The 18,673-nt window shown below is 38.3% G+C and carries 19 protein-coding genes and 1 pseudogene; 14 read left to right on the top strand and 6 right to left on the bottom strand.

From position 1 onward, the window contains the following. Positions 1-53 precede the first annotated feature (53 nt). Positions 54-827 carry a class II glutamine amidotransferase gene (locus BLP46_RS07875; protein ID WP_092977933.1) on the bottom strand — a complete coding sequence of 258 codons (774 nt, stop codon included), beginning with the start codon at positions 825-827 and terminating at the stop codon, positions 54-56. A 56-nt stretch (positions 828-883) separates the two neighbouring features. Beyond that, on the bottom strand, positions 884-2,164 hold the full coding sequence (locus tag BLP46_RS07870) for a hypothetical protein (RefSeq protein WP_092977931.1): 1,281 nt from the start codon (positions 2,162-2,164) through the stop codon (positions 884-886). Positions 2,165-2,621: 457 nt separating this feature from the next. On the opposite strand from BLP46_RS07870, the gene BLP46_RS07865 reads away from it, so the two are divergent. After that, complete coding sequence (locus BLP46_RS07865) at positions 2,622-3,164, top strand: stage V sporulation T C-terminal domain-containing protein (RefSeq protein ID WP_092977929.1); 543 nt, start codon at positions 2,622-2,624, stop codon at positions 3,162-3,164. Positions 3,165-3,323: 159 nt separating this feature from the next. Here the strand turns inward: BLP46_RS07865 and BLP46_RS07860 are convergent, their stop codons facing one another. Next, complete coding sequence (locus tag BLP46_RS07860) at positions 3,324-4,088, bottom strand: uroporphyrinogen decarboxylase/cobalamine-independent methonine synthase family protein (RefSeq protein ID WP_353961307.1); 765 nt, start codon at positions 4,086-4,088, stop codon at positions 3,324-3,326. 485 nt (positions 4,089-4,573) lie between these two features. Between BLP46_RS07860 and BLP46_RS07855 the strand changes: the two genes are divergently transcribed. The 5 genes from BLP46_RS07855 to BLP46_RS07835 all read left to right on the top strand — a co-directional run bounded on the left by BLP46_RS07855 (position 4,574) and on the right by BLP46_RS07835 (position 9,078). Continuing rightward, positions 4,574-5,140 (top strand): RNA polymerase sigma factor, encoded by a 567-nt coding sequence (locus tag BLP46_RS07855; protein ID WP_092977927.1) that lies wholly within the window; start codon positions 4,574-4,576, stop codon positions 5,138-5,140. Beyond that, positions 5,137-5,778: a hypothetical protein gene (locus BLP46_RS07850; protein WP_092977925.1), complete on the top strand. Its 642-nt coding sequence runs from the start codon at positions 5,137-5,139 to the stop codon at positions 5,776-5,778. The genes BLP46_RS07855 and BLP46_RS07850 overlap by 4 nt, the downstream gene beginning before the upstream one ends. Positions 5,779-5,877: 99 nt before the next feature. Continuing rightward, complete coding sequence (locus BLP46_RS07845) at positions 5,878-7,020, top strand: chymotrypsin family serine protease (protein ID WP_092977923.1); 1,143 nt, start codon at positions 5,878-5,880, stop codon at positions 7,018-7,020. Positions 7,021-7,046: 26 nt separating this feature from the next. Then, entirely contained in the window at positions 7,047-7,787 is a 741-nt protein-coding gene (locus tag BLP46_RS07840) for a C39 family peptidase (protein WP_092977921.1), read from the top strand. A 64-nt stretch (positions 7,788-7,851) separates the two neighbouring features. After that, positions 7,852-9,078, top strand: a complete 1,227-nt coding sequence (locus tag BLP46_RS07835; protein ID WP_092977919.1) for a hypothetical protein — start codon at positions 7,852-7,854, stop codon at positions 9,076-9,078. A 733-nt stretch (positions 9,079-9,811) separates the two neighbouring features. Here the strand turns inward: BLP46_RS07835 and BLP46_RS07830 are convergent. Beyond that, positions 9,812-10,087, bottom strand: coding sequence for a hypothetical protein (locus BLP46_RS07830; RefSeq protein WP_092977917.1), 276 nt, complete (start codon positions 10,085-10,087; stop codon positions 9,812-9,814). Positions 10,088-10,420: 333 nt separating this feature from the next. On the opposite strand from BLP46_RS07830, the gene BLP46_RS07825 reads away from it, so the two are divergent. From BLP46_RS07825 to BLP46_RS07795, 8 genes and pseudogenes are all read left to right on the top strand, one after another. After that, positions 10,421-10,693 carry a DUF6809 family protein gene (locus tag BLP46_RS07825; RefSeq protein ID WP_092977915.1) on the top strand — a complete coding sequence of 91 codons (273 nt, stop codon included), beginning with the start codon at positions 10,421-10,423 and terminating at the stop codon, positions 10,691-10,693. A gap of 504 nt (positions 10,694-11,197) precedes the next feature. Further along, complete coding sequence (locus tag BLP46_RS07820; RefSeq protein WP_092977913.1) at positions 11,198-11,563, top strand: hypothetical protein; 366 nt, start codon at positions 11,198-11,200, stop codon at positions 11,561-11,563. 30 nt (positions 11,564-11,593) lie between these two features. Beyond that, a complete protein-coding gene (locus tag BLP46_RS07815) occupies positions 11,594-13,066 on the top strand; it encodes a DUF927 domain-containing protein (protein ID WP_092977911.1) in 1,473 nt (490 codons plus the stop codon). Between the two features lie 240 nt (positions 13,067-13,306). Then, positions 13,307-13,744 (top strand): MobC family plasmid mobilization relaxosome protein, encoded by a 438-nt coding sequence (locus BLP46_RS07810; protein ID WP_092977909.1) that lies wholly within the window; start codon positions 13,307-13,309, stop codon positions 13,742-13,744. Between the two features lie 2 nt (positions 13,745-13,746). Further along, positions 13,747-14,151 (top strand): annotated as a pseudogene (locus BLP46_RS13555) (relaxase/mobilization nuclease domain-containing protein); the annotation flags it as partial. A gap of 18 nt (positions 14,152-14,169) precedes the next feature. Next, a complete protein-coding gene (locus tag BLP46_RS07805) occupies positions 14,170-14,958 on the top strand; it encodes a relaxase family protein (protein WP_502685990.1) in 789 nt (262 codons plus the stop codon). Between the two features lie 19 nt (positions 14,959-14,977). Further along, entirely contained in the window at positions 14,978-15,211 is a 234-nt protein-coding gene (locus tag BLP46_RS07800; RefSeq protein ID WP_092977905.1) for a hypothetical protein, read from the top strand. 114 nt (positions 15,212-15,325) lie between these two features. Continuing rightward, positions 15,326-16,945, top strand: coding sequence for a recombinase family protein (locus BLP46_RS07795; protein WP_318259534.1), 1,620 nt, complete (start codon positions 15,326-15,328; stop codon positions 16,943-16,945). Between the two features lie 73 nt (positions 16,946-17,018). On the opposite strand, the gene BLP46_RS07790 is transcribed toward BLP46_RS07795, so the two are convergent. Both BLP46_RS07790 and BLP46_RS07785 read right to left on the bottom strand, forming a co-directional pair. Beyond that, on the bottom strand, positions 17,019-17,384 hold the full coding sequence (locus tag BLP46_RS07790) for a uroporphyrinogen decarboxylase/cobalamine-independent methonine synthase family protein (protein ID WP_143000471.1): 366 nt from the start codon (positions 17,382-17,384) through the stop codon (positions 17,019-17,021). Positions 17,385-17,472: 88 nt separating this feature from the next. Then, on the bottom strand, positions 17,473-18,378 hold the full coding sequence (locus BLP46_RS07785; protein ID WP_092977901.1) for a LysR family transcriptional regulator: 906 nt from the start codon (positions 18,376-18,378) through the stop codon (positions 17,473-17,475). Positions 18,379-18,673 lie beyond the last annotated feature (295 nt).

Here is an 18,673-nt window from a genome sequence, read left to right as displayed (position 1 = left end):
AAAATTTGACGTGTCGCTCGCCGCCTTAGATTTGCACAACGTCTACACCTATGCTATAAATTAGAGAAATTAAGGAATAGGCTCTTGTAAGCGTCTTCGTCCTCTATGTATTCGTTGCCGTGGTTTGTACCCTCTGCCACAAATTCGCCGTCTTTAACCACAAGCAGGGTTGTAAACTTTACATTCTCCCAATTATGACGATTAAGGGGTTGCGTTGAGAAGGTAATTGAGCTGCTGTTTTGATAAAAATGCAATGAATTTTTGCAGTTCGTGTGCACATACATATACTCGCCGTCAAAAAATATAAGATTAAGCTTGTTGCCCTTAGACATATCAACAATTATTGTATCAATGAGACTGAACCTTTCCTCAAATGTAAGATGTCGTTTCAACTTTGTCTGGGCATCGTTTATTTTATCTATTAAATACAGCAGGATACGCTCGCTGTCAGTCTCTCCGTGCTGAATCTCAATATACTTGTTTAGCGGCTTATAATCAAAAATTGTGCCATTGTGAATAAACGTCCACCGTCTCTGATAATTGTCACGCTTTGAGTATGGGTGGCAGTTCTTTCTGTAAATATTACCAACCGTGGCAAAACGTATATGGGCAAGCGCAACGCTTGTCTTAATTGGCAAAGAAAGAAGGTCAGATAAATAATGACTCTTGGTTGCCTGAATTGCTTCTTTTTCTATGCATATTTCATCATCAAACAAATAAGCAAGTCCCCATCCGTGTGGATGCATATTGCTGTGACTGTAAAAGGTTCTTAGGTTTTCGTTGATAATCTGATTGTTGTGGGCACTAAACCCATATAATTCGCACATAGTTTACACCTCGCACCTTGCAGATACCCGAAAACACATAGAAATTCTTACTATTTTCAGGTATCAATTAATTCATTCTGATATTTTTCCGCAAGCTTTAAACCGTTTTTAACATAGTTTTTGCCATACTCTTTCTTTACTATATTAGCATATCGCTTGTCGGGATATTTAATCTTATCAATTTGTTTATCAATAATTTTTAATATTTCATCATCGCCAAAATTCTCATAAAATTTGCGAATTTTACAAAGCTCATCAAGAGCTGTGCTTTTGATTGACCTTTTGTCGCCTAAAAATTCAATTGTCTGTTCATCGTCAAGCCTTGCAGCCATTTTTTCGTTATTTATTGCAGTTATCTGCTCATCGTCACTCAGTGTAATTTTAGGCTGTGACATAAGATATACTATCAAACAATGAACAAATTTTATGTCATCTTCAAGTATTCCTATCGGAGAAAGCGGATTCACATCAAACATTCTAAATTCGATATGGTTCACACCCCTGATATGAAGATTTTCAAGGGTGTTTTCCCCCTGCGGCTTTAATCTTATGGGATAGTAAATCTCAGAAACGGATTTTAGCCTGCCCTCGTCAATATATTTTTGAATACTTTGCACGTATTCCTCTGTGCTTCCGTATTTAAGTGTGGGAACAAAGGTGTTCCAATATCCTGCCTCACTACATCGAGCAGACGAATAATATGTTACAACGGTCTCTCCGATTTTATCTGCATTTATAAAAGAGCAATCAATAACCGGGCTTGCGGCAGTAAGATAGACTATCAGCCACGCATATTGAACCGATTTTTGTGCAAGCTCAAGATATATATCATTTTTAAAAGAACAAAAATCGGATTTTCCGCTTGATTCAAATGCGCTTTCTATCAACTCATTATTAAATGAAAAATTAAAGTGTATTCCTGAATACAACATCTTAAGTCTGCCGTATTTCTCGGCAAGATATTTTCGGTAAACCGATTTATTAGCCCAAGTACCCACAAAATTTGCAATGGGAACATCATTTTCTCCTTTTACATACGGAGGATTTGAAAAGCTCCATAAGAACTCTCTGCCTGATTTTCTTACGGCAAGGTTCTTTTGCACTGTTTTATGAAGCTGTGTAAGCTGGGCACAAACGTCTTTTATATTATCAAACGCATCTGTTACAAACTCAACCTGATTTTCACAAAAATCCCTTTGCAAATGTTCATCATCAAATCCGTGGTCAGTATGTGCAAGAAATCCGTTCTCATCAACCCTCAAACATTCTTTTTCAAGTCCGAAACAGGCAGAAAATATTTTGTCTTTAATTTTATGGTTGTTAAGGTCAAAACTCATAATTACCTCTCAATTAATAGGCTGTAATTCCATATAAACAAAAAACCGAAGAGCATTGCTCTCCGGTATCACAAGACCCAATTTGCTCAGGTATAGTTATCAGAGAGCGTACAAATACGGCACATACACATTGTGCACATGCTGAGATTGCAGTTTTCTGTTACAAGACTGTTTAAGTACGTCATAACAGGCTCTCCTCCTAATTCCTATCTTAATGATAGGTTTTATACCATTGATAATATAACACATAATAAAAACATTGTCAATATATTCTTCTTCATTTGAACATACATTATTCCGAATTTGTACAATGGATTAAATTATTTTAAAATTTCCAAAAAATACTATGTCAAAACCTGAAAATTCACGTTAGTTGACGGAATAAAAAAATTTCTAATTCAAACAATATTAAGGCAATAATTTGCTAATTAAATTGGAACAAGGGAGTTTTTTAGATATGAAAGCAACAGGAATAGTAAGGAGAATCGACGACCTGGGCAGGGTGGTTATTCCAAAAGAAATTCGTCGCACACTGCGAATCAGAGAGGGAGACCCTCTGGAAATTTACACGGCGACCGACGGAGAAGTTATCTTTAAGAAATATTCACCGGTCGGTGAATTGTCGGCGTTTGCAGGTCAATATGCCGACGTTATTGCAAGAATAAGCTCAATGCCGACATTAATCTGTGACAATGACCATGTTATTGCCGCAGCAGGCGTTTCAAAGCGTGAGTTTCTTGAACGCAGGGTCAGCACAATACTTGAAAACTATATGGAAAATCGTAAAAGCTATGCCGCTACTGAGCAAACCCTTAACGATGTTCAGCCGATTGAGGGTATCGAAAACAATGCGGCCGTCATTTATCCGATAATTTCATCCGGCGACGTTATGGGCGCTGTTGTTATGCTGACAGGAGAAAGCATTAAAGTTCCTACCAACACAGAAGTCAAGCTTGCGCAATCGGCAGCCGCTTTCCTTGGAAAACAAATGGAAGAATAACATAAACCTACGTTTACAGATTTTGGCATAAATCCTGTCACAAAACCGCATACAGGGTGATTATTTGCTATGCACTTTGTGCAAAGATACCTGAGAAGCATAAAAAGCCACGTTGTCGAAACAAATATCGGCAACGTGGTTTTATTATAATTTATAGAATTATCCCCAAACTTCTTCTGCAATTTCCTTTACAAGTTTAAGTTTTGCCCATTGTTCATCTTCGGTAAGTTTGTTACCGATTTCACAAGATGCAAATCCGCACTGTGGGCTGAGGGCCAGTCTGTCAAGCGGAACATACTTTGCAGCCTCATGTATTCTTGCGATTACTTCTTCCTTATTTTCAAGTTTTGGAGATTTTGTGGTTATTAATCCCAAAACCACTGTTTTATCATTTGAAACCTTTGCAAGAGGTTCAGATCCGCCTGAACGTTCGTCATCATACTCAAGAAGAAGTGCATTAACATTTTCTTTCGCAAAAACATAGTCAGCAACAGAATCATAAGGTCCGCTTGTGAAGAATGTTGATTGGTAGTTACCGCGGCAAATATGCGATGTAATTACCATATCGTCCTTCTTGTTTTCAAGTGCAAGGTTATTAACCTTGAGCAGTTCGGATTTTACGGTTTCAATATCAACTCCGAGTGCTTCATATCTTTGCTTTGCCGCATCACCTACAACTACACCCCATGTACAATCGTCAAGCTGAAGATTGCGACAACCTGCATCATAGAACTGCTGGATTACATCGCGATAAGCTGCCGCAATGTCATTAATAAGCTCCTCGTTGTTGGAATAAAACTTTCTTGTGCTCTCAATATTGTCAGGAACAATAAACTGCTGGAATGTCTGTGCCGTTGCAGGTATTGTGTATTTGGCAACTGTATTTTCGTCTTCAAACTGCTTTAAGAACTTTAAATACTCCACAAAAGGCTAATTCTCATAAGGATGATTTGAAATCACAAGTGAATTAGCCGATTGGGAGCCAAAAAGTAAACTCTGTGTGTAAAGCATGAGGTTCTTAACGGAAAAATGAAAATCGAATTTATTGTCTTGCTATATTTGTGTTGTATGATATTTAACACCACAATCGGCAGAAGCATTAATTGTCATATTTTCATTATTTAATGGTTTGTTTTTTAGACGGTTCTATAAAACACATTTACATCTATTTTTAGATCTTTTTTACATCAATTGGATTTGTCAAAAAAATTGGAATTAATCTTTTATCTATTACGTAGTTCTTTATTAAAACCAAATCAGATAATATTTGCCAAATTTAAATAAAAGTTTTATAATACTTGTAACCAACATATGATAAAAATTGTCTAAATTAATAGAGGAGATCTATGTTATCTTTATATCATTAATAAGCATACTATCGTGAATCCAAATGAATTGGAGGTGGTCTTTTGCTTGATGATAAGAGTATTATAGATTTATTTCACGAGAGAGATGAAAAAGCTATTTCTGAAACAGAACAAAAGTACGGAAAGCTTTGTTATAAGGTTTCCTTAAATATTTTACATAACGAACAGGACGCGGAAGAATCGGTGTCTGATACTTTGCTCAAACTATGGAACTCTATTCCTCCTGAATATCCGATATGTTTAAAAAATTTCATACTAAAGATTATTCGCAACCTATCTCTAAACAAATATAAAATGAAGCACAGTGCTAAACGTGGACACGGTGAATATGAAGTTGTTCTAGATGAAATTAAAGATACTTTACCGGATACTGTAAATACAAATGATATCCTAATAGATTCTATTCATTTGAGAGATACACTAAATAACTTTCTCAACAACCTTTCAACAGAAAAAAGATCTATATTTATTGGTCGATACTGGTATTTTGAATCCATTAGCGAAATATCAAAAAATCTTGGACTGAGCACAAGTAAAGTTAAAGTGGTACTCTTTCGATGTAGAGTTGAATTAAAAGAGTTATTATTGAAAGAAGGGTTTATTGTATGAATCCGCATATTGTATTACAAGCACTTAGTGAAATAGATAACGAATACATTTCTTGCTATACACCTAATACAGAAATGAAAAAAAGTGTATTTTCGTCCTTTTTTGTCAGATGGGGTGCTATAGTTGCTAGTTTTGCATTAATAGCTATACTAGTAATCTCAATAAATTTTGTAAATTGGCTGAACATACAACAACAAACAGATAATGTCACACAAACTCTTGAAAGAACAGAAACTCTTTATGGCGGAAACGATCCCATAATCAATCTTGAGACCAAAGGTTTTACTGTATATAAAATACAGAAACAAGATTTATCTGATTCAGTAGATGATAATCACTACATTCTAACAGCCGAAATATCTAAGCTTATCGGTATTGAAAATCAAATAAATGCCAACTTGTGGTGTGAAATTAATACTGAGCAAAGTATTAAAACATTTTTGAAGGAAAGCCAAAATGAATATCCTAATGGTAATGTAAAGGTAATTCAAATAAATAATACTAAGATATATTATTCCTTCGCGAATAAAAACTATCGTTCTATATTTAAGAAGGGAAGCAATTTGTATGAGCTAATATTTGATGAATCCGTCTCTATTAGTGATATGATTAGCTTTTTAGAAGAGTTTATTGATTAAATTGCTAATCAACATTTTTACGAATTTGTTTTGTGAAGAAGTTGAGAATTCAGTCTGTAGACAGTTAGTAAGATGAAAATAAAAAGGAGGTACTTGGCAATGAAAAAATTATTAGGTATTCTTATATCACTAACCCTTATTCTGTCCGCGTCCTTTGGGGTAATGGCATCGGTAAAAAACACAGAGTCCGATTTGTATTATTCTGATGACTTTTGCAACGAAGAAGAAGTTTTCAATGCTTGGGGTGGTTTTTCAAAACAAGAAATATTAGATTATGCTGGTATGTATATTGATGACAATAATAATCTTACTTTGATGTTCGTTGAAAACTCCCCATCTCTAAAAAATGCCGAGAAGTTAGCTTGGAACAAATCTGGAGTGTTAAGTGACAATAGCAATAGAAAACAAGCTCTTGTTATTAAATCGGCAAAATATAGCTATAGCACATTAACAAATGTAATGTCAATACTCACAGACAAAGCTTATAGCAATCCAGCGATAAGAAATATATCTGTTGACGTAAGAAACAACATTATCGATATAGGAATAAATGATATTTCTAATGAAAAAAATTTATATGAATTCATTATTCACATTTTGAAAGAAAGGAACATACAATCAGTTGAGCCAAATATTATTTCTTTTCATGAGGAGCCAGATGAAAAAATTGAGCTTCTCGTAAGTGTAAATGGCAATTCTCAAATTAACAAAAAAACGAGTACAACAATAACTTACGCATCCGTTGGTGTAGGTTATTACCGCCCAAGTACTGGTCAAAGAGGATTTATAACTTGTGGTCACGGCTTTAGCAATAATGATACAATTTATTCTGGCAACACAAAAATAGGAACAATTACAAAACGAGTTTATAATGGAACTTGTGATGCTTCATTTGTTCTATTTGATAGTGAAGATAATTATGTCAGTAACACCACATTATATGAACAACTTTCCACAGATGTACCAATAGTTGGTACTACCGTTTCTCAGAGAGGTTCATATTCAGGCACTGTTTCTGGAAAAGTTACATCAAATAATTTTTCCTATACAGGCAACGGATATACTTGGAGTAACTTAATAAAGACTAACAAGGCTATGCAAAACGGTGATAGTGGAGGCGGTATGAAATGCGGTGTCATAGACGCTGGCAGAACATCCAAAATAGTTGGTTTTTTACACGGTGGAACAAATACTTATAGCGTATATATAAAAGGTTCTGTTGTAAATAGCGGCTTATACTAAAAGAAAAAGTACTAGGAGGATTTATTATGAAAAAGTTAATAACAATAAGTTCGTTGATTCTTGTTTTTTCAGTATTGTTATCATTTAACGTAAGTGCAAATGCTGAATCAACTGACACAAAAAAGATGGAGTCAATAACAGGAGTCATATTTCCAGATGACGAAGAAGAAAAAGAATATATTTCCAGTCTGACACCAGAAGATTGGTTAAGAATCCAAGAAAAAGAAAACCAAGCTGTATTGTTATCTAGTCAAACGGATACAAAAGCTTCAACTGCTACAAAAATATCTATTCCGGGTACCTTTACAATGTATCAACAAACGGAAAACAATTATTGTGTTCCTGCATGTGTAAAAAGTGTTTTGCAATATGCAAACAGAAGCAGTGCATCACAAGCTTCAATTGCAAGTGATCTTGGCACAACCAGTGGTGGTACAACTGCAACGCAAATAGCACCTTATTTAAATCAAAAGCAAAGCTTTTATTATGCACGCATTTCTAACCCAAGCCAATCCACAATGTGTGATAAACTATATGCAACAATAACTGGCCCCAAGAAACCCTGCTTGATGGGAATCATAAACACAAGTGGTTCTAATTGGCATTACGCAACAAACGGACACTTTTTAGTTGTTAATGCCATCTACAGTGATAAATCCCAAATTCAATTTGCAGATCCGCTCGGTGGAACACACACCAATTGGCCGTATTTTTACTTAAAAACAGCAAATGTATCAAGTAGTGTTTGCAAGGAAATAATATGGTAATATAAGATGAAGTGAGATTGTAATATAAACATATTACAATCTCACTGTAATTAGGTGAGTATGTATGAAAAAATTGTTATTGTTTGGGCTTTCTTTAATGCTAATCATTTTAATGTCAGCTTGCAAATTCACAGATCACACCAACGAAAATCGTTCTGAAAAAACTCAGGCGATTTCCCAAAATATAATTAATTCAAATGAGACTATTTCCATCTATGAAAATAATCAATTTTTGGATCGAATTGAACATTTCGGATATATTTTTCAAACACAAGATGGTTTTGTGTATTCTAAATGGGCAAGCAATGACTCAAATAGAACAACAGTCATGGAATATTACCATTATTATTTTGATGCTTCAGAAAGTGTTAAATTAGGAAATATTGAAAACTGGTCATTTCAAACACATGAATCCGCACTAGTTAATAATCATTTGTATTTCTATATCAGCACTGGTGATTATACATCTGAAGAAAACAGATCTCTATTATTTGTTGACGTGGATTTAGTTCGCGACTGCTTAGTTCAAATCAATTCAGAAAAAGGTGGCTTCCCTTATGATACTATGAAACGTAAAGGTGATTGTGTACTATTGAACAAGGTAGTCACAAACGGTAGTTGTTTGCAAGAATATAATACTGTTACTGGAAAAATAAAACAACTCAAATTTTTTGATTTTGATGATCAAAATGTTGTTGGAGAAGCAGTAAGAAATATTTCTGTCAACGAAGATAAAAAAACAATTTCATTATTGATGTTACGGAATAAAACGAAAGAAGATGCCTCATTAAATATTGATACATATGATTATGATATGAACTTATTAAATTCAATTGACATATCACCCATATTTACAGATAGTAACGAATTAATACAGGGGGTTACATTTTTTGACTATATAAATGATTATCTGTATTATGAAAACTTTAGCATTACTCGCTATTTGGGAGTGGTTAATAATAAAAAAATAGACTCTCCGGGATTTATTGACCAATCATTTGAGCTCTCATACGAAACTGAAAACAACCAAGAACCAAAACTATTCTATCAATATGGAAACGAAAATAATTATTTGTATCTTTTTGATGCCAATGAAGGTAAAATGCTAAAAGCAACATATAAAACTAATAATGATAGATATTATATAATTGGTGTATCACGTAACAAAAATAATCTGTTGGTAACTATGGGCTATAAAGACCCGCAAACAGCTAAAACACTCGAATCCAGACTGTTCCATGTAAAGATGTCAGATTTAAAATTTGAAACTAAAAATACTTTACTTCAATAGAATATTTTACACATACTCGTTAAATTCGATTATATAAAAAGATATTTTGTAGCTACTAAATGATTCAGCAATGAACAATTAGATCATTTTATTGCTATTGCAAAAGGATTAAATAGTTTTCTTTACTACAGCGGTACTATATCATAATAGTATTTTTAAGAGTTTAGTGAATATATAAGTTGATAAAAAATAAGAGCTATATAAGACTAGTGCTATAGCTCTTATTTTTATCCTGCTTCAATTTGTTTACAATAAGGTATACCGCAATGAATAAAATATAAGTTTTTGTATGGCAAGTATATTCTACCTTATCTAAAACCTGAATCCGTGAAACTTGTTTTGAAAAAAGCTGGAAAAGCCGCATAGTATCTACTTTTATCGGCGTTTTCAGTAATAACTTTTTTGCACCATTTGGGTGAAAGCAGCATGATAGGTCAAAATTACTTTTTACCGCATTAACACTGGACTTTGTTGTTATCAAGCAATTTGAATTTCACGGATTCAGGTAAACAAATGTACAATAGAATTTTAAAATTAAATTTGTTAAAAACTTCAATTAAAAAGGAACACCTACATCATTGCGGGTGTTCCTTTATGCACTGTTTGATTCTCATTTTTCCGTTAAGAGCTTCACACATTAGTATCGGGCAGTGCCTCTGAAAACAGGCAGCAAGCGATGCTGCCTACTGCCTGTTTGGAAGAGATATATCATATTCAAGAAATTAACGTATCGTTAATCCTCAAAATCGAGAGATAATTCAAGGTCGTTCAGCGTTACATTATACTCCTGTATCGGTTTGTTTTCTTCCGTGTTCGCGTCATAAAGAACGACCTTTACATTTCGGTTGTTGGGAAAACCGTAGCTTCTGAGCATCATCATTCCGTTACTGCTGCGATCACCGTTTTGAAGCGAGTTTGTCATGGCAATTTCATTGCCGTCCTCATTAAATATTTTTGCTTGGATATCTTTGCCGGCATTCATCATGTCGTTTGGCACATAATACTGCATTTCAATACCGCAGATATAATCACCTACTGCTCCATGTGGGTACTGTACAATGCTCTTGATAAACAGAATGTTATCACCGTTAAGAAGCGCTTCCTCGTTATCGGTATAGGCTCTAATTATACCTCCGTCTATTTTGAACGGTTCGATAATCTTTTTTACAAGTGTGTTATCACTGTATATCTCAAACGACGCCGCTTACTCGAAAGGTCCTTTCACTAATAATACCATGGAAAACGAAGAAACCTATCACTAATCGTTAAAAGTTTTGAAAAAATATCTGGACTCTTATCCTTTCTGTGGTATGTTGTTGTGCTTGGAAGGACGGTGACAACAATGACCACACTCGAAAATCTCTACTATGGCAATATCGCTCCGCACGAATATGAAGTTGCCCGTGACAGCGAATACTATATCACGGCAAAAGATGTAGTTCGTCATGAGCAGGAATTATCGGATACGCTGACGGAGCAGCAAAATGCCATTCTTCAAAAAATCAAAGACAACCACAATGAGCTTATGAACCTCGGGGAATGCGATGCGTTTTGCCGGGGTTTCTCTTTGGCTGTCAGGCTGATGGTTGAAGCTATGAGCAGCGAGAAAACCTAACGCGCCTTGTTTCGCCCCGTGTGGCGCGAAAGAATCGGTGGGTGTTCGTACCCGACCAAGCCGAACAAAGCCAACACAGCCGATTTGTCGCGGCTTGTGGGAGAAAAAACACCGCCTGATAATAATATCGGGCGGTGAGCTCGTTTTGTCACACATTTTCAGGAAACGGTTTCGGGTTGTCAAATCAAAAAGCGGACTTTTTAAAATATTTGACATTTATATATTAGAAGGATAATTTGTCGGTTGGCGGTTTTAATTTGTCCGCGAAAAGAATAACCATGCATTGAAAAATTCCACAATATAATTGAAGCAAATCTCCAGTGCAATCCAGACAGGAGAATTGTAAAAATTGTTTCAATTCCCGTCACCGCTGACAATTGACGCGAGTTTGTAAAATCCGGTATAATAAAAACGAAGAGAAAAAATCAATCATCCCTATAGCTTGACAAATGGCAAGTTATAGGGATTTTTCTATGCCCAAAACCTTAAAAGGAGCTGATGTTTATGATTGTTTGCAAATATGAATACTACTCCCACTTTTTAGTGTGGAAGCGTTGTGTTTCACAAAAAAATCTTACAAGAAAGGCTGTGACAACTATGTCAATTACAAACGCAATAACTCAAGAAAGCCTTGTACAGTATCCATCTCCGTACAAGGTGGTAGATGGCAACCTCTGCATGGAGGTTACCGAAAAGCACAGCACTTATGACAGAAAGCTGAGCAACTTCACGCCGTACATCAAAAGTGAGATGACAATTGATGACGGCGCGACGGAAACAAAGGTTCTGCGGTTGGCAGGTCAACATGCAAACGGCGAGGCTCTTCCCGAGATAGAGGTATCGGGAAAAGACTTCCCTTCCTTCAATTGACTGTTTGAGAAATGGGGCGCCAAATGTATTTTGGAGGTTGGCAAAAACGTTAAGGAACATGTGCGTTACAGCATTCAGTCAACTTCCGAAAATGCAGAGCAACAATTCATTTACCAACAGACAGGCTGGAAGAAAATAGGAAATGCGTGGCATTATCTTTTACCCGGTGACAGCAAGTTTAATGTCAGTTTAAAGGGAAAGCTCGAAAGCTACTGCGGGGAGCAGACTTTTTCAAAATCGGATTTAGAAACGGTATATTCAATGACGAAAACATTGCTCGCTCCGAAAGAGATTATCTATATTCTGTTTGCGTTCACTTTTTTGGCTCCGCTGATTGAGTTTCTCAGGCAAGCGCAATGTATGCCAAAATTCGTTTTGAACATCATTGGCAGAACAGGCACGCGCAAGAGTACACTGGCGGCATTGTTCCTTTGCTTCTTCGGAATATTCAATGCCGGTAATTTGCCAATGTCATTTCGTGACACGTCGAACAGCATTATCCAGAATGCATTTGCTCTGAAAGATGTGCTAACCTGTATTGATGATTTTCACCCTTGCGGCAGAGATGACGAACGAAAGCTGACTTCAACCATGCAAGCACTTGTCCGTGCCTATGGCGACAGAACAGGTCGCGGCAGATTGCGTAAAGATTCTTCTGCAATGGAGTCACGTCCGCCGCTCGGCAACGCAATCGTCACCTCGGAGTTTCCGCCTGATATCGGTGAAAGTGGAACAGCACGGTATTTTCTGTTGGAGCTGAAGGACAGCGACATCAACTTAAATATACTGTCATTGTTTCAGGAACATGCGGAACAGGGAGTTTTTCGCAGAGTAATGTTTGGTTACACTGAATGGATTAGAAAAAAATTTCTACAAGAGGACAAAATTGAAAAAGAGTTTGTGAAAACGCTTAAAGAATCTTTTGCCGCTTATCGAAGTGATTTTATTCAGACAGGAATTTCCTGCCACGGCAGAGTCCCTGAGATGACAGCGGAGTTGAGAATCGGTATGAAAATGCTCTTGTGGTTTTTAGAGGACAACAAGGTTATCGCCGAATCTGCCGCGAAAAACCTTGACAACGAATTAAAACAAATCCTTTACCGCTTGGCACAGCGACAGAGCGAAAATATCAAGAGCGACAAGCCTTCGGTTGTTTTTGTCAAAAAGCTATACGCGCTGATTGAGTCCGGTGCGGTCGCGGTGACGCACAAGGATTTGTCAATTGGCGAAGACCCGTATCCGAGAAACTTTATCGGATTCGAGGACGAGCATTATCTCTATCTCAATAAGGATATCGCTTACCGCCATGTGAAGGTGCTCTGTAATGAGCAAGGCGAAATTTTCAGCCTGACAAGTAAAGCGCTGTTGAAAACACTCGCCGAGGACGGTCTGATAAAAACATCTCAAGGCAGTAACACAGTCTCTGTTCGTTACGCGAGAAAGAATAGTCGCTATATGGCGCTCGACAAATTCAAGGCTGAACAGATAGTGAACAGTACCTGATTTTTTCTGTGGCAACTGTGGCAGAGCCATAAAAACGGCTTGTACGCCGAGAAAAGCCTTTATATTTTTCTGTTGTACAACTGTGGCACTGTTGCAGTTGCGCCGCGCTCTGTAGCAGAAACGGAAGTTTCGAATTTGGCTTATACGCTGGATTTTTCTGTGCTGTTGCAGAAGTTACAGAAAAATACAGTACACCTATTGTAAGAAACAAAATACACATTCACGCGGGTTGAGTACGGCATGAGTTTATTTCCCGCTTTTACTCAGCTGAGGCTGAGGCAAGCAGAGCGTCCGGCTGTCCGCCAAACACAAAATGCCGGGCAGAAGCCCGAACCCACTTTTATATCAACCACGGAGGTAACAATTACGGCAAATAGAAAACGAAATCAAACACTATCAATTCGGTTAACACCGGCAGAAAAGAAAGAGGTTATCACCAAAGCAAAGCAGGCGCAGATGACCTTGACGGACTATCTGATTGAGTGTTCACGCAACACAGAAATCAAGGTAACGGATTTGTCTGATGTGCTTGTGGAGCTGAAACGCATCGGCAACAACATCAACCAAATCGCGCGGAAGGTGAATTCCAAGCGGTTCTTCTTCGGTAATTTCAATTCCGTTATCGAAGGTCAGCGCAAAATCTACGACGCGATTTTCAACTTGCCGGGAGGTGATTAACGATGGCAACGGTCATGTATATCCCCGAACACCGGCAAAACCGTTTTGCCATGCGCGCGGTTATCAACTACTGTATGCAAGAATACAAAACCTTTGACAACAAATCAAAACGGCAATTAATCAGCGGAGTCAACTGCGACGGTGCAAATGCCTTCCAAGAATTCATGGCAACCAAGAAGGTTTACGGCAAAGACAACGGATTCTTCTTCTACCACTACGCACAATCCTTCTCTCCGAAAGAGAAGATTACCCCCGAACAGGCGCACGAAATCGCGCTTGAATTTGCTGAAAAGGCTTGGTCAGGTCATGAGGTTCTGGTCACAACTCATTGCGACAGGGAGCATATTCACAGCCACTTCGTCATCAATTCCGTCGGCTTTGAGTCGGGAAAGAAACTGCGGCAATCGCCGTCTACGCTCAAACATTTGAGAAAACTCAGCGACGAAATCTGTATCGCTCACGGACTTTCTGTGCTGCAACCGTACCGAGGCTGCAAAAATAGTATGTCGTCAAGAGAGTATCGCGCAAGGTTAAGGGGCAATAGTTGGAAGGAAAAGCTGGCAAAAGATATCGACACAGCGATGTCATATAGCGGTAGCAAGGACGACTTGATCCGTAACATGTCCATCCTCGGCTACCACATGACGTGGACAGATAAGAGAAAATATCTCACCTTTCACTGTCCCAACGGCAAAAGCTGCCGTGACATTAAGCTCCACGACGAGAAATATCTCAAGGAAAATATCGAGCGTGAGTTCCTGCAAAGAGAGTATCCTTACGGAGAAAAGCAACCGACAGGCTGGGAAACTTCGCGCGAGCTTTACGAGCAACACATCAGAGAACGTGCCCAATCCAAAGCTGAAACGCAAAGGATAGCAGACAGATACTCCAACGTCGGTAGCGAAATCAACAGCCTTGCCGGAGCCGTTTCCAAAATCATTGACAACGATTCCGAAGACCCCGACGAGCGTAGAAAACGTATTGAAGCGGAAGAAAATGGCTCCGCTCTCGGTACAGTTCTCGGCTTAGGTATCGGCATGATATCCAACACAGTAAATGAAACGCCCAAACAAGAGCTGGATTACGAACAAGAAGAATACAAAACCAGAGAAGAAATCCTCGAGGAAATCTTCGGTGCTGATGATTATGACTACGACGATTATGATGACGGCGAAGATGAAGATGAGTACGAAGGCTTCTCTATGAAACTATAGAAAGGAACAGGGATCATTATTGATTGATGAAATTAGAATCAGCAATGAAAAAGATTATCAGCCGTCTGTAGCGGCGGCAATTAACCGCAGAACCTCGTTCAGTATCAAGGACGGAAAGTTGGTTACACAGCACCAATACTCCATTGACAGGAAAAATTATATCGTCAATTCCATTTTTGATATGGATGGTAAGCAAAGTATCACAGACGGCGTGAAGCACCTGATTGATACTGAATTAGAGAAAGCGTCCTAAAAAATAGCTGGACATTTCATCCGATTGGGGGTATTGTTTTGTTGCGAAAACGCACAGACTCCCAATCGGTTTGACAACAGGAAGGAGCAAATTATTATGTAAAACCAAGATAAAATAACCGCACTATACTGCCGTCTTTCAAAGGATGACCTCAATGTTGGGGACAGCGACAGTATTGTGCATCAAAGAGCAATCCTCGAAAAATACGCTGAAGATAATTGCTTTCCAAACGTTCGCGTGTTCATTGATGACGGTTACTCAGGCGTTAGCTTTGAACGTCCCGGCTTTCAGGAGATGTACAAGCTGATTGAAGCGGGCAAGGTTGGAATCGTTATCACCAAGGATTTATCCCGACTTGGCAGGAATTATATTGAGGTCGGTAATTTTACCGAGTTCGTATTTCCGAGATACGGAGTAAGGTATATTGCTATCAACGATAACTATGACTCACTGTTCAGCGACAACAATGAGCTTGCGCCGTTCAAGAATCTCTTCAACGAATGGTACGCGAGGGATACAAGCAAGAAAATCCGCTCCGTGTTCAAGGCAAAAGCCGAGCGCGGAGAACGGCTGAACGATAGAATCCCTTACGGCTATCGTCCCGACCCTGCGAGCGGAAAGAAGTACAGTCTGCTGGTGAATGAGGAAACCGCCCCCGTCGTGAAGTTGATTTACAATCTCTGCGCCGAGGGTAACGGTCCGAATGCAATTGCCGCTATTCTCAAAGAGAAGGAAATTTACAAGCCTTCTATGTACCGTTATCTACATGACGGCTTTCTTGGCAAAACCGACATCAACGACCCTTATGGCTGGAATGGGAAAACCGTTGGCAATATTCTTGACAACGAGGTGTATCTCGGACACACGGTAATGTGGAAATCATCGGTAGTATCGTTTAAGGATAAGCGTGTGGTCGCACGTCCTAAAGAGGAGCAATACCGCTTTGAAAACACACATGAGCCGATTATCAGCAAGGAAACGTGGGATATTGTCAGAGAGGTACGCGGTGGTAAACGGCGCAAAACCTCTATGGGTGAGGTGAGCAAGTTTAGCGGATTAGTTTACTGTGCCGATTGTGGCTGCAAGCATTATTTTGTAAGAAAACGCGCATGGAAACCTGAAAATTTTGGTTTTATTTGCAGCCGCTATCGCAAACACTTAGGTGAAGAAATATGCACACCTCACAAAATTCGCGAGAGTGTTCTGGACGTGATCGTGCTGGAAGAAATCAATAAGGCGTTATATTACGCCCGCAACAACACAAAAGAATTTGTTGATTATATCAGCAGAAAGAGCTCTTCACAAGCCCGCAGGGAACTCAACGCCAAAACCTCTGAGCTGGCAAAGGCAGAAAAGCGAATCAAGGAGCTGAAATCGCTGTTCAAGCGTCTGTATGAGGACAACGTCCTCGGACGTATCAGCGACGAGCAGTACAGAATGCTGTCGGCAGATTACAACGACGAGCAGAAGGAGTTGGAAAGCAAACTGCCTGAACTCAACAAGGAGATCGCCGCCCTCAACAGCGAGTGTACGAATGTTCAGCATTTCATGGATTTAGCGAAGAAGTATGTCTGCATAACAGAATTGACACCTGAGATATTGCGTACCTTCATCAGCAAGATAGTTGTTCATGAACGCGCGGTCAAACACAGCAAGACCGCTCCACAACAGATTGACATCTACTTCCGCTACATCGGTAACCTTGCCGAACAAAAAAACGAAGAAGTAGCTTAACAGCAGAAAAAGCAGGACGGGCAACCAGATACGACCCGTCCTGCACAGCCAAAACACACAAGGCAAAACATCCTTATCGGAAATAGCCTAAAGGATGAGCTTTTGGCTTGATTTTGCCAATCAAATATGTATCGTCAAGCTTTGCAAGCTCAGCGTCAAATTTAACACCGTTTCCTGTGTCCTCGTGCGCTACGCCCTCAAATTTCCACATAAAGTCAAGGTGCCAAAATGTTCTTCTGAACTCACCGTCGGTTATATCGTGAAATCCCAATTCTTTCTGCTTTGCTAAAAGTTTTGTGATTTCTTCATTCACGATTTTATCGTACTCGTCTTTTGTAATCTCATTATTTTTATACTTTGCTTTTGCGTCCTTTAATCTCTGCGGTCTTAAAAAGCTTCCTACAAAATCATATTTAAAAGGTGTCTTTAATGTGCTCATAATTTATCTCCTCCGAATTTTTCTGAGGATAGTTTAACACATAAAATATCTTTTGAAAAATACTTGTTGCCCACAATTATCCATAGTTTTAAGCTATGGTTGTGTGCCTTTTAAGAGCCTCAATATAGGAATTTGCATACCGACTGAGCATTATGTTTTTCTTTTTAATTAAACCTATATGCATCTTGCAATCCATTACAAGCGGTTTTGCAATAATATCCTCACCGTTCAGCTCTTTGTCAATCACGCCTGAACTTACAGTAAAACCGTTTAACCCGATTGCAAGATTAAAGAGCGTTGCCCTGTCCCTAACCTGAATACTTTTAGGCATATCAAGTACGCTTAAAAATTCTTCGCTAAAATAAAAAGAATTTCTCTCGCCCTGCTCATATACCAAATAAGGATATGGGTTCAGTTCGTCGAGGCTTATAATCTGATTGCTTGACAGGGGATGTTTTTTGCTGATGAAAACGTGTGGCAAAGCCTCAAATATTTCGTCAAACACCAAGTCATTTTTCCTTAGAAGCTTTCGCAATACGTCTTCATTGTGATCAGAAAGATAAAGTATTCCCAGTTCGCTGTTTCCGTTGGCAACATCATATATTATTTCACCCGTTTGTGTTTCACGCAAAATAAAGTTGTATTCTTCCGCATCATACTCATGAACAACATCAACAAACGCATTAACGGCAAAAGAATAGTGCTGACACGAGACGGAAAACTTTGGATTTCTTTTAGCATTCGGACAAAAATGGTATTTCATAATGTCCGCCTGTTCAAGAAGATTGCGTGCAAATGACAAAAGTTCCTCGCCCTCTCTGGTGACGGTAACGCCTTTGTTGGAATGGTTAAAAACCACCACACCCATCTCTTTTTCAAGATTATGAATCGCCGCACTCAGGCTTGGTTGGGATATAAAAAGCTTTTCAGCCGCCTCGGTGATATTTTTACATTCGGCAACAGTCACTATGTATGTTAATTGTTGGAGTGTCATATTGTACCTCAATTATCAATTTAAAAATATTTGAATAAATTATATCACCTGCATTAAACTCATTCAAGTTATTCAATTGATAGCATAGACAGGCAAACAAAGCGTAAATTGCTATTCAAAAGGTTTTTAAGGCAATTAAAATTAATAGATAATATAGGAAACGGTAGGTCTGAATGTTGCTTATCTAAAGAAATAATATTTGGCTCTATAATAAAAGTTGGGGTAAGAACAAAAAGAGCCTACAAAAATAAAAGTAAAAAAGTAGAGCATATTTGTAAAAAAACCTTTAAAATGA

The organism is Ruminococcus sp. YE282, assembly GCA_900101355.1.
Classification (GTDB): domain Bacteria; phylum Bacillota; class Clostridia; order Oscillospirales; family Acutalibacteraceae; genus Ruminococcoides; species Ruminococcoides bromii_A.
The sequence above is the reverse complement of the archived record's forward strand: the minus strand, read 5'-3'. Positions and strand labels throughout refer to the sequence as shown.

Coding starts and splice junctions, on each gene's coding strand:
- BLP46_RS07850 (WP_092977925.1), top strand. CDS start 5,137: ATGAATCCGCATATTGTATTACAAGCACTTAGTGAAATAGATAACGAA.
- BLP46_RS07835 (WP_092977919.1), top strand. CDS start 7,852: ATGAAAAAATTGTTATTGTTTGGGCTTTCTTTAATGCTAATCATTTTA.
- BLP46_RS07875 (WP_092977933.1), bottom strand. CDS start 827: ATGTGCGAATTATATGGGTTTAGTGCCCACAACAATCAGATTATCAAC.
- BLP46_RS07830 (WP_092977917.1), bottom strand. CDS start 10,087: ATGCAGTATTATGTGCCAAACGACATGATGAATGCCGGCAAAGATATC.
- BLP46_RS07840 (WP_092977921.1), top strand. CDS start 7,047: ATGAAAAAGTTAATAACAATAAGTTCGTTGATTCTTGTTTTTTCAGTA.
- BLP46_RS07785 (WP_092977901.1), bottom strand. CDS start 18,378: ATGACACTCCAACAATTAACATACATAGTGACTGTTGCCGAATGTAAA.
- BLP46_RS07870 (WP_092977931.1), bottom strand. CDS start 2,164: ATGAGTTTTGACCTTAACAACCATAAAATTAAAGACAAAATATTTTCT.
- BLP46_RS07820 (WP_092977913.1), top strand. CDS start 11,198: ATGATTGTTTGCAAATATGAATACTACTCCCACTTTTTAGTGTGGAAG.
- BLP46_RS07845 (WP_092977923.1), top strand. CDS start 5,878: ATGAAAAAATTATTAGGTATTCTTATATCACTAACCCTTATTCTGTCC.
- BLP46_RS07825 (WP_092977915.1), top strand. CDS start 10,421: ATGACCACACTCGAAAATCTCTACTATGGCAATATCGCTCCGCACGAA.
- BLP46_RS07790 (WP_143000471.1), bottom strand. CDS start 17,384: ATGAGCACATTAAAGACACCTTTTAAATATGATTTTGTAGGAAGCTTT.
- BLP46_RS07810 (WP_092977909.1), top strand. CDS start 13,307: ATGAGTTTATTTCCCGCTTTTACTCAGCTGAGGCTGAGGCAAGCAGAG.
- BLP46_RS07865 (WP_092977929.1), top strand. CDS start 2,622: ATGAAAGCAACAGGAATAGTAAGGAGAATCGACGACCTGGGCAGGGTG.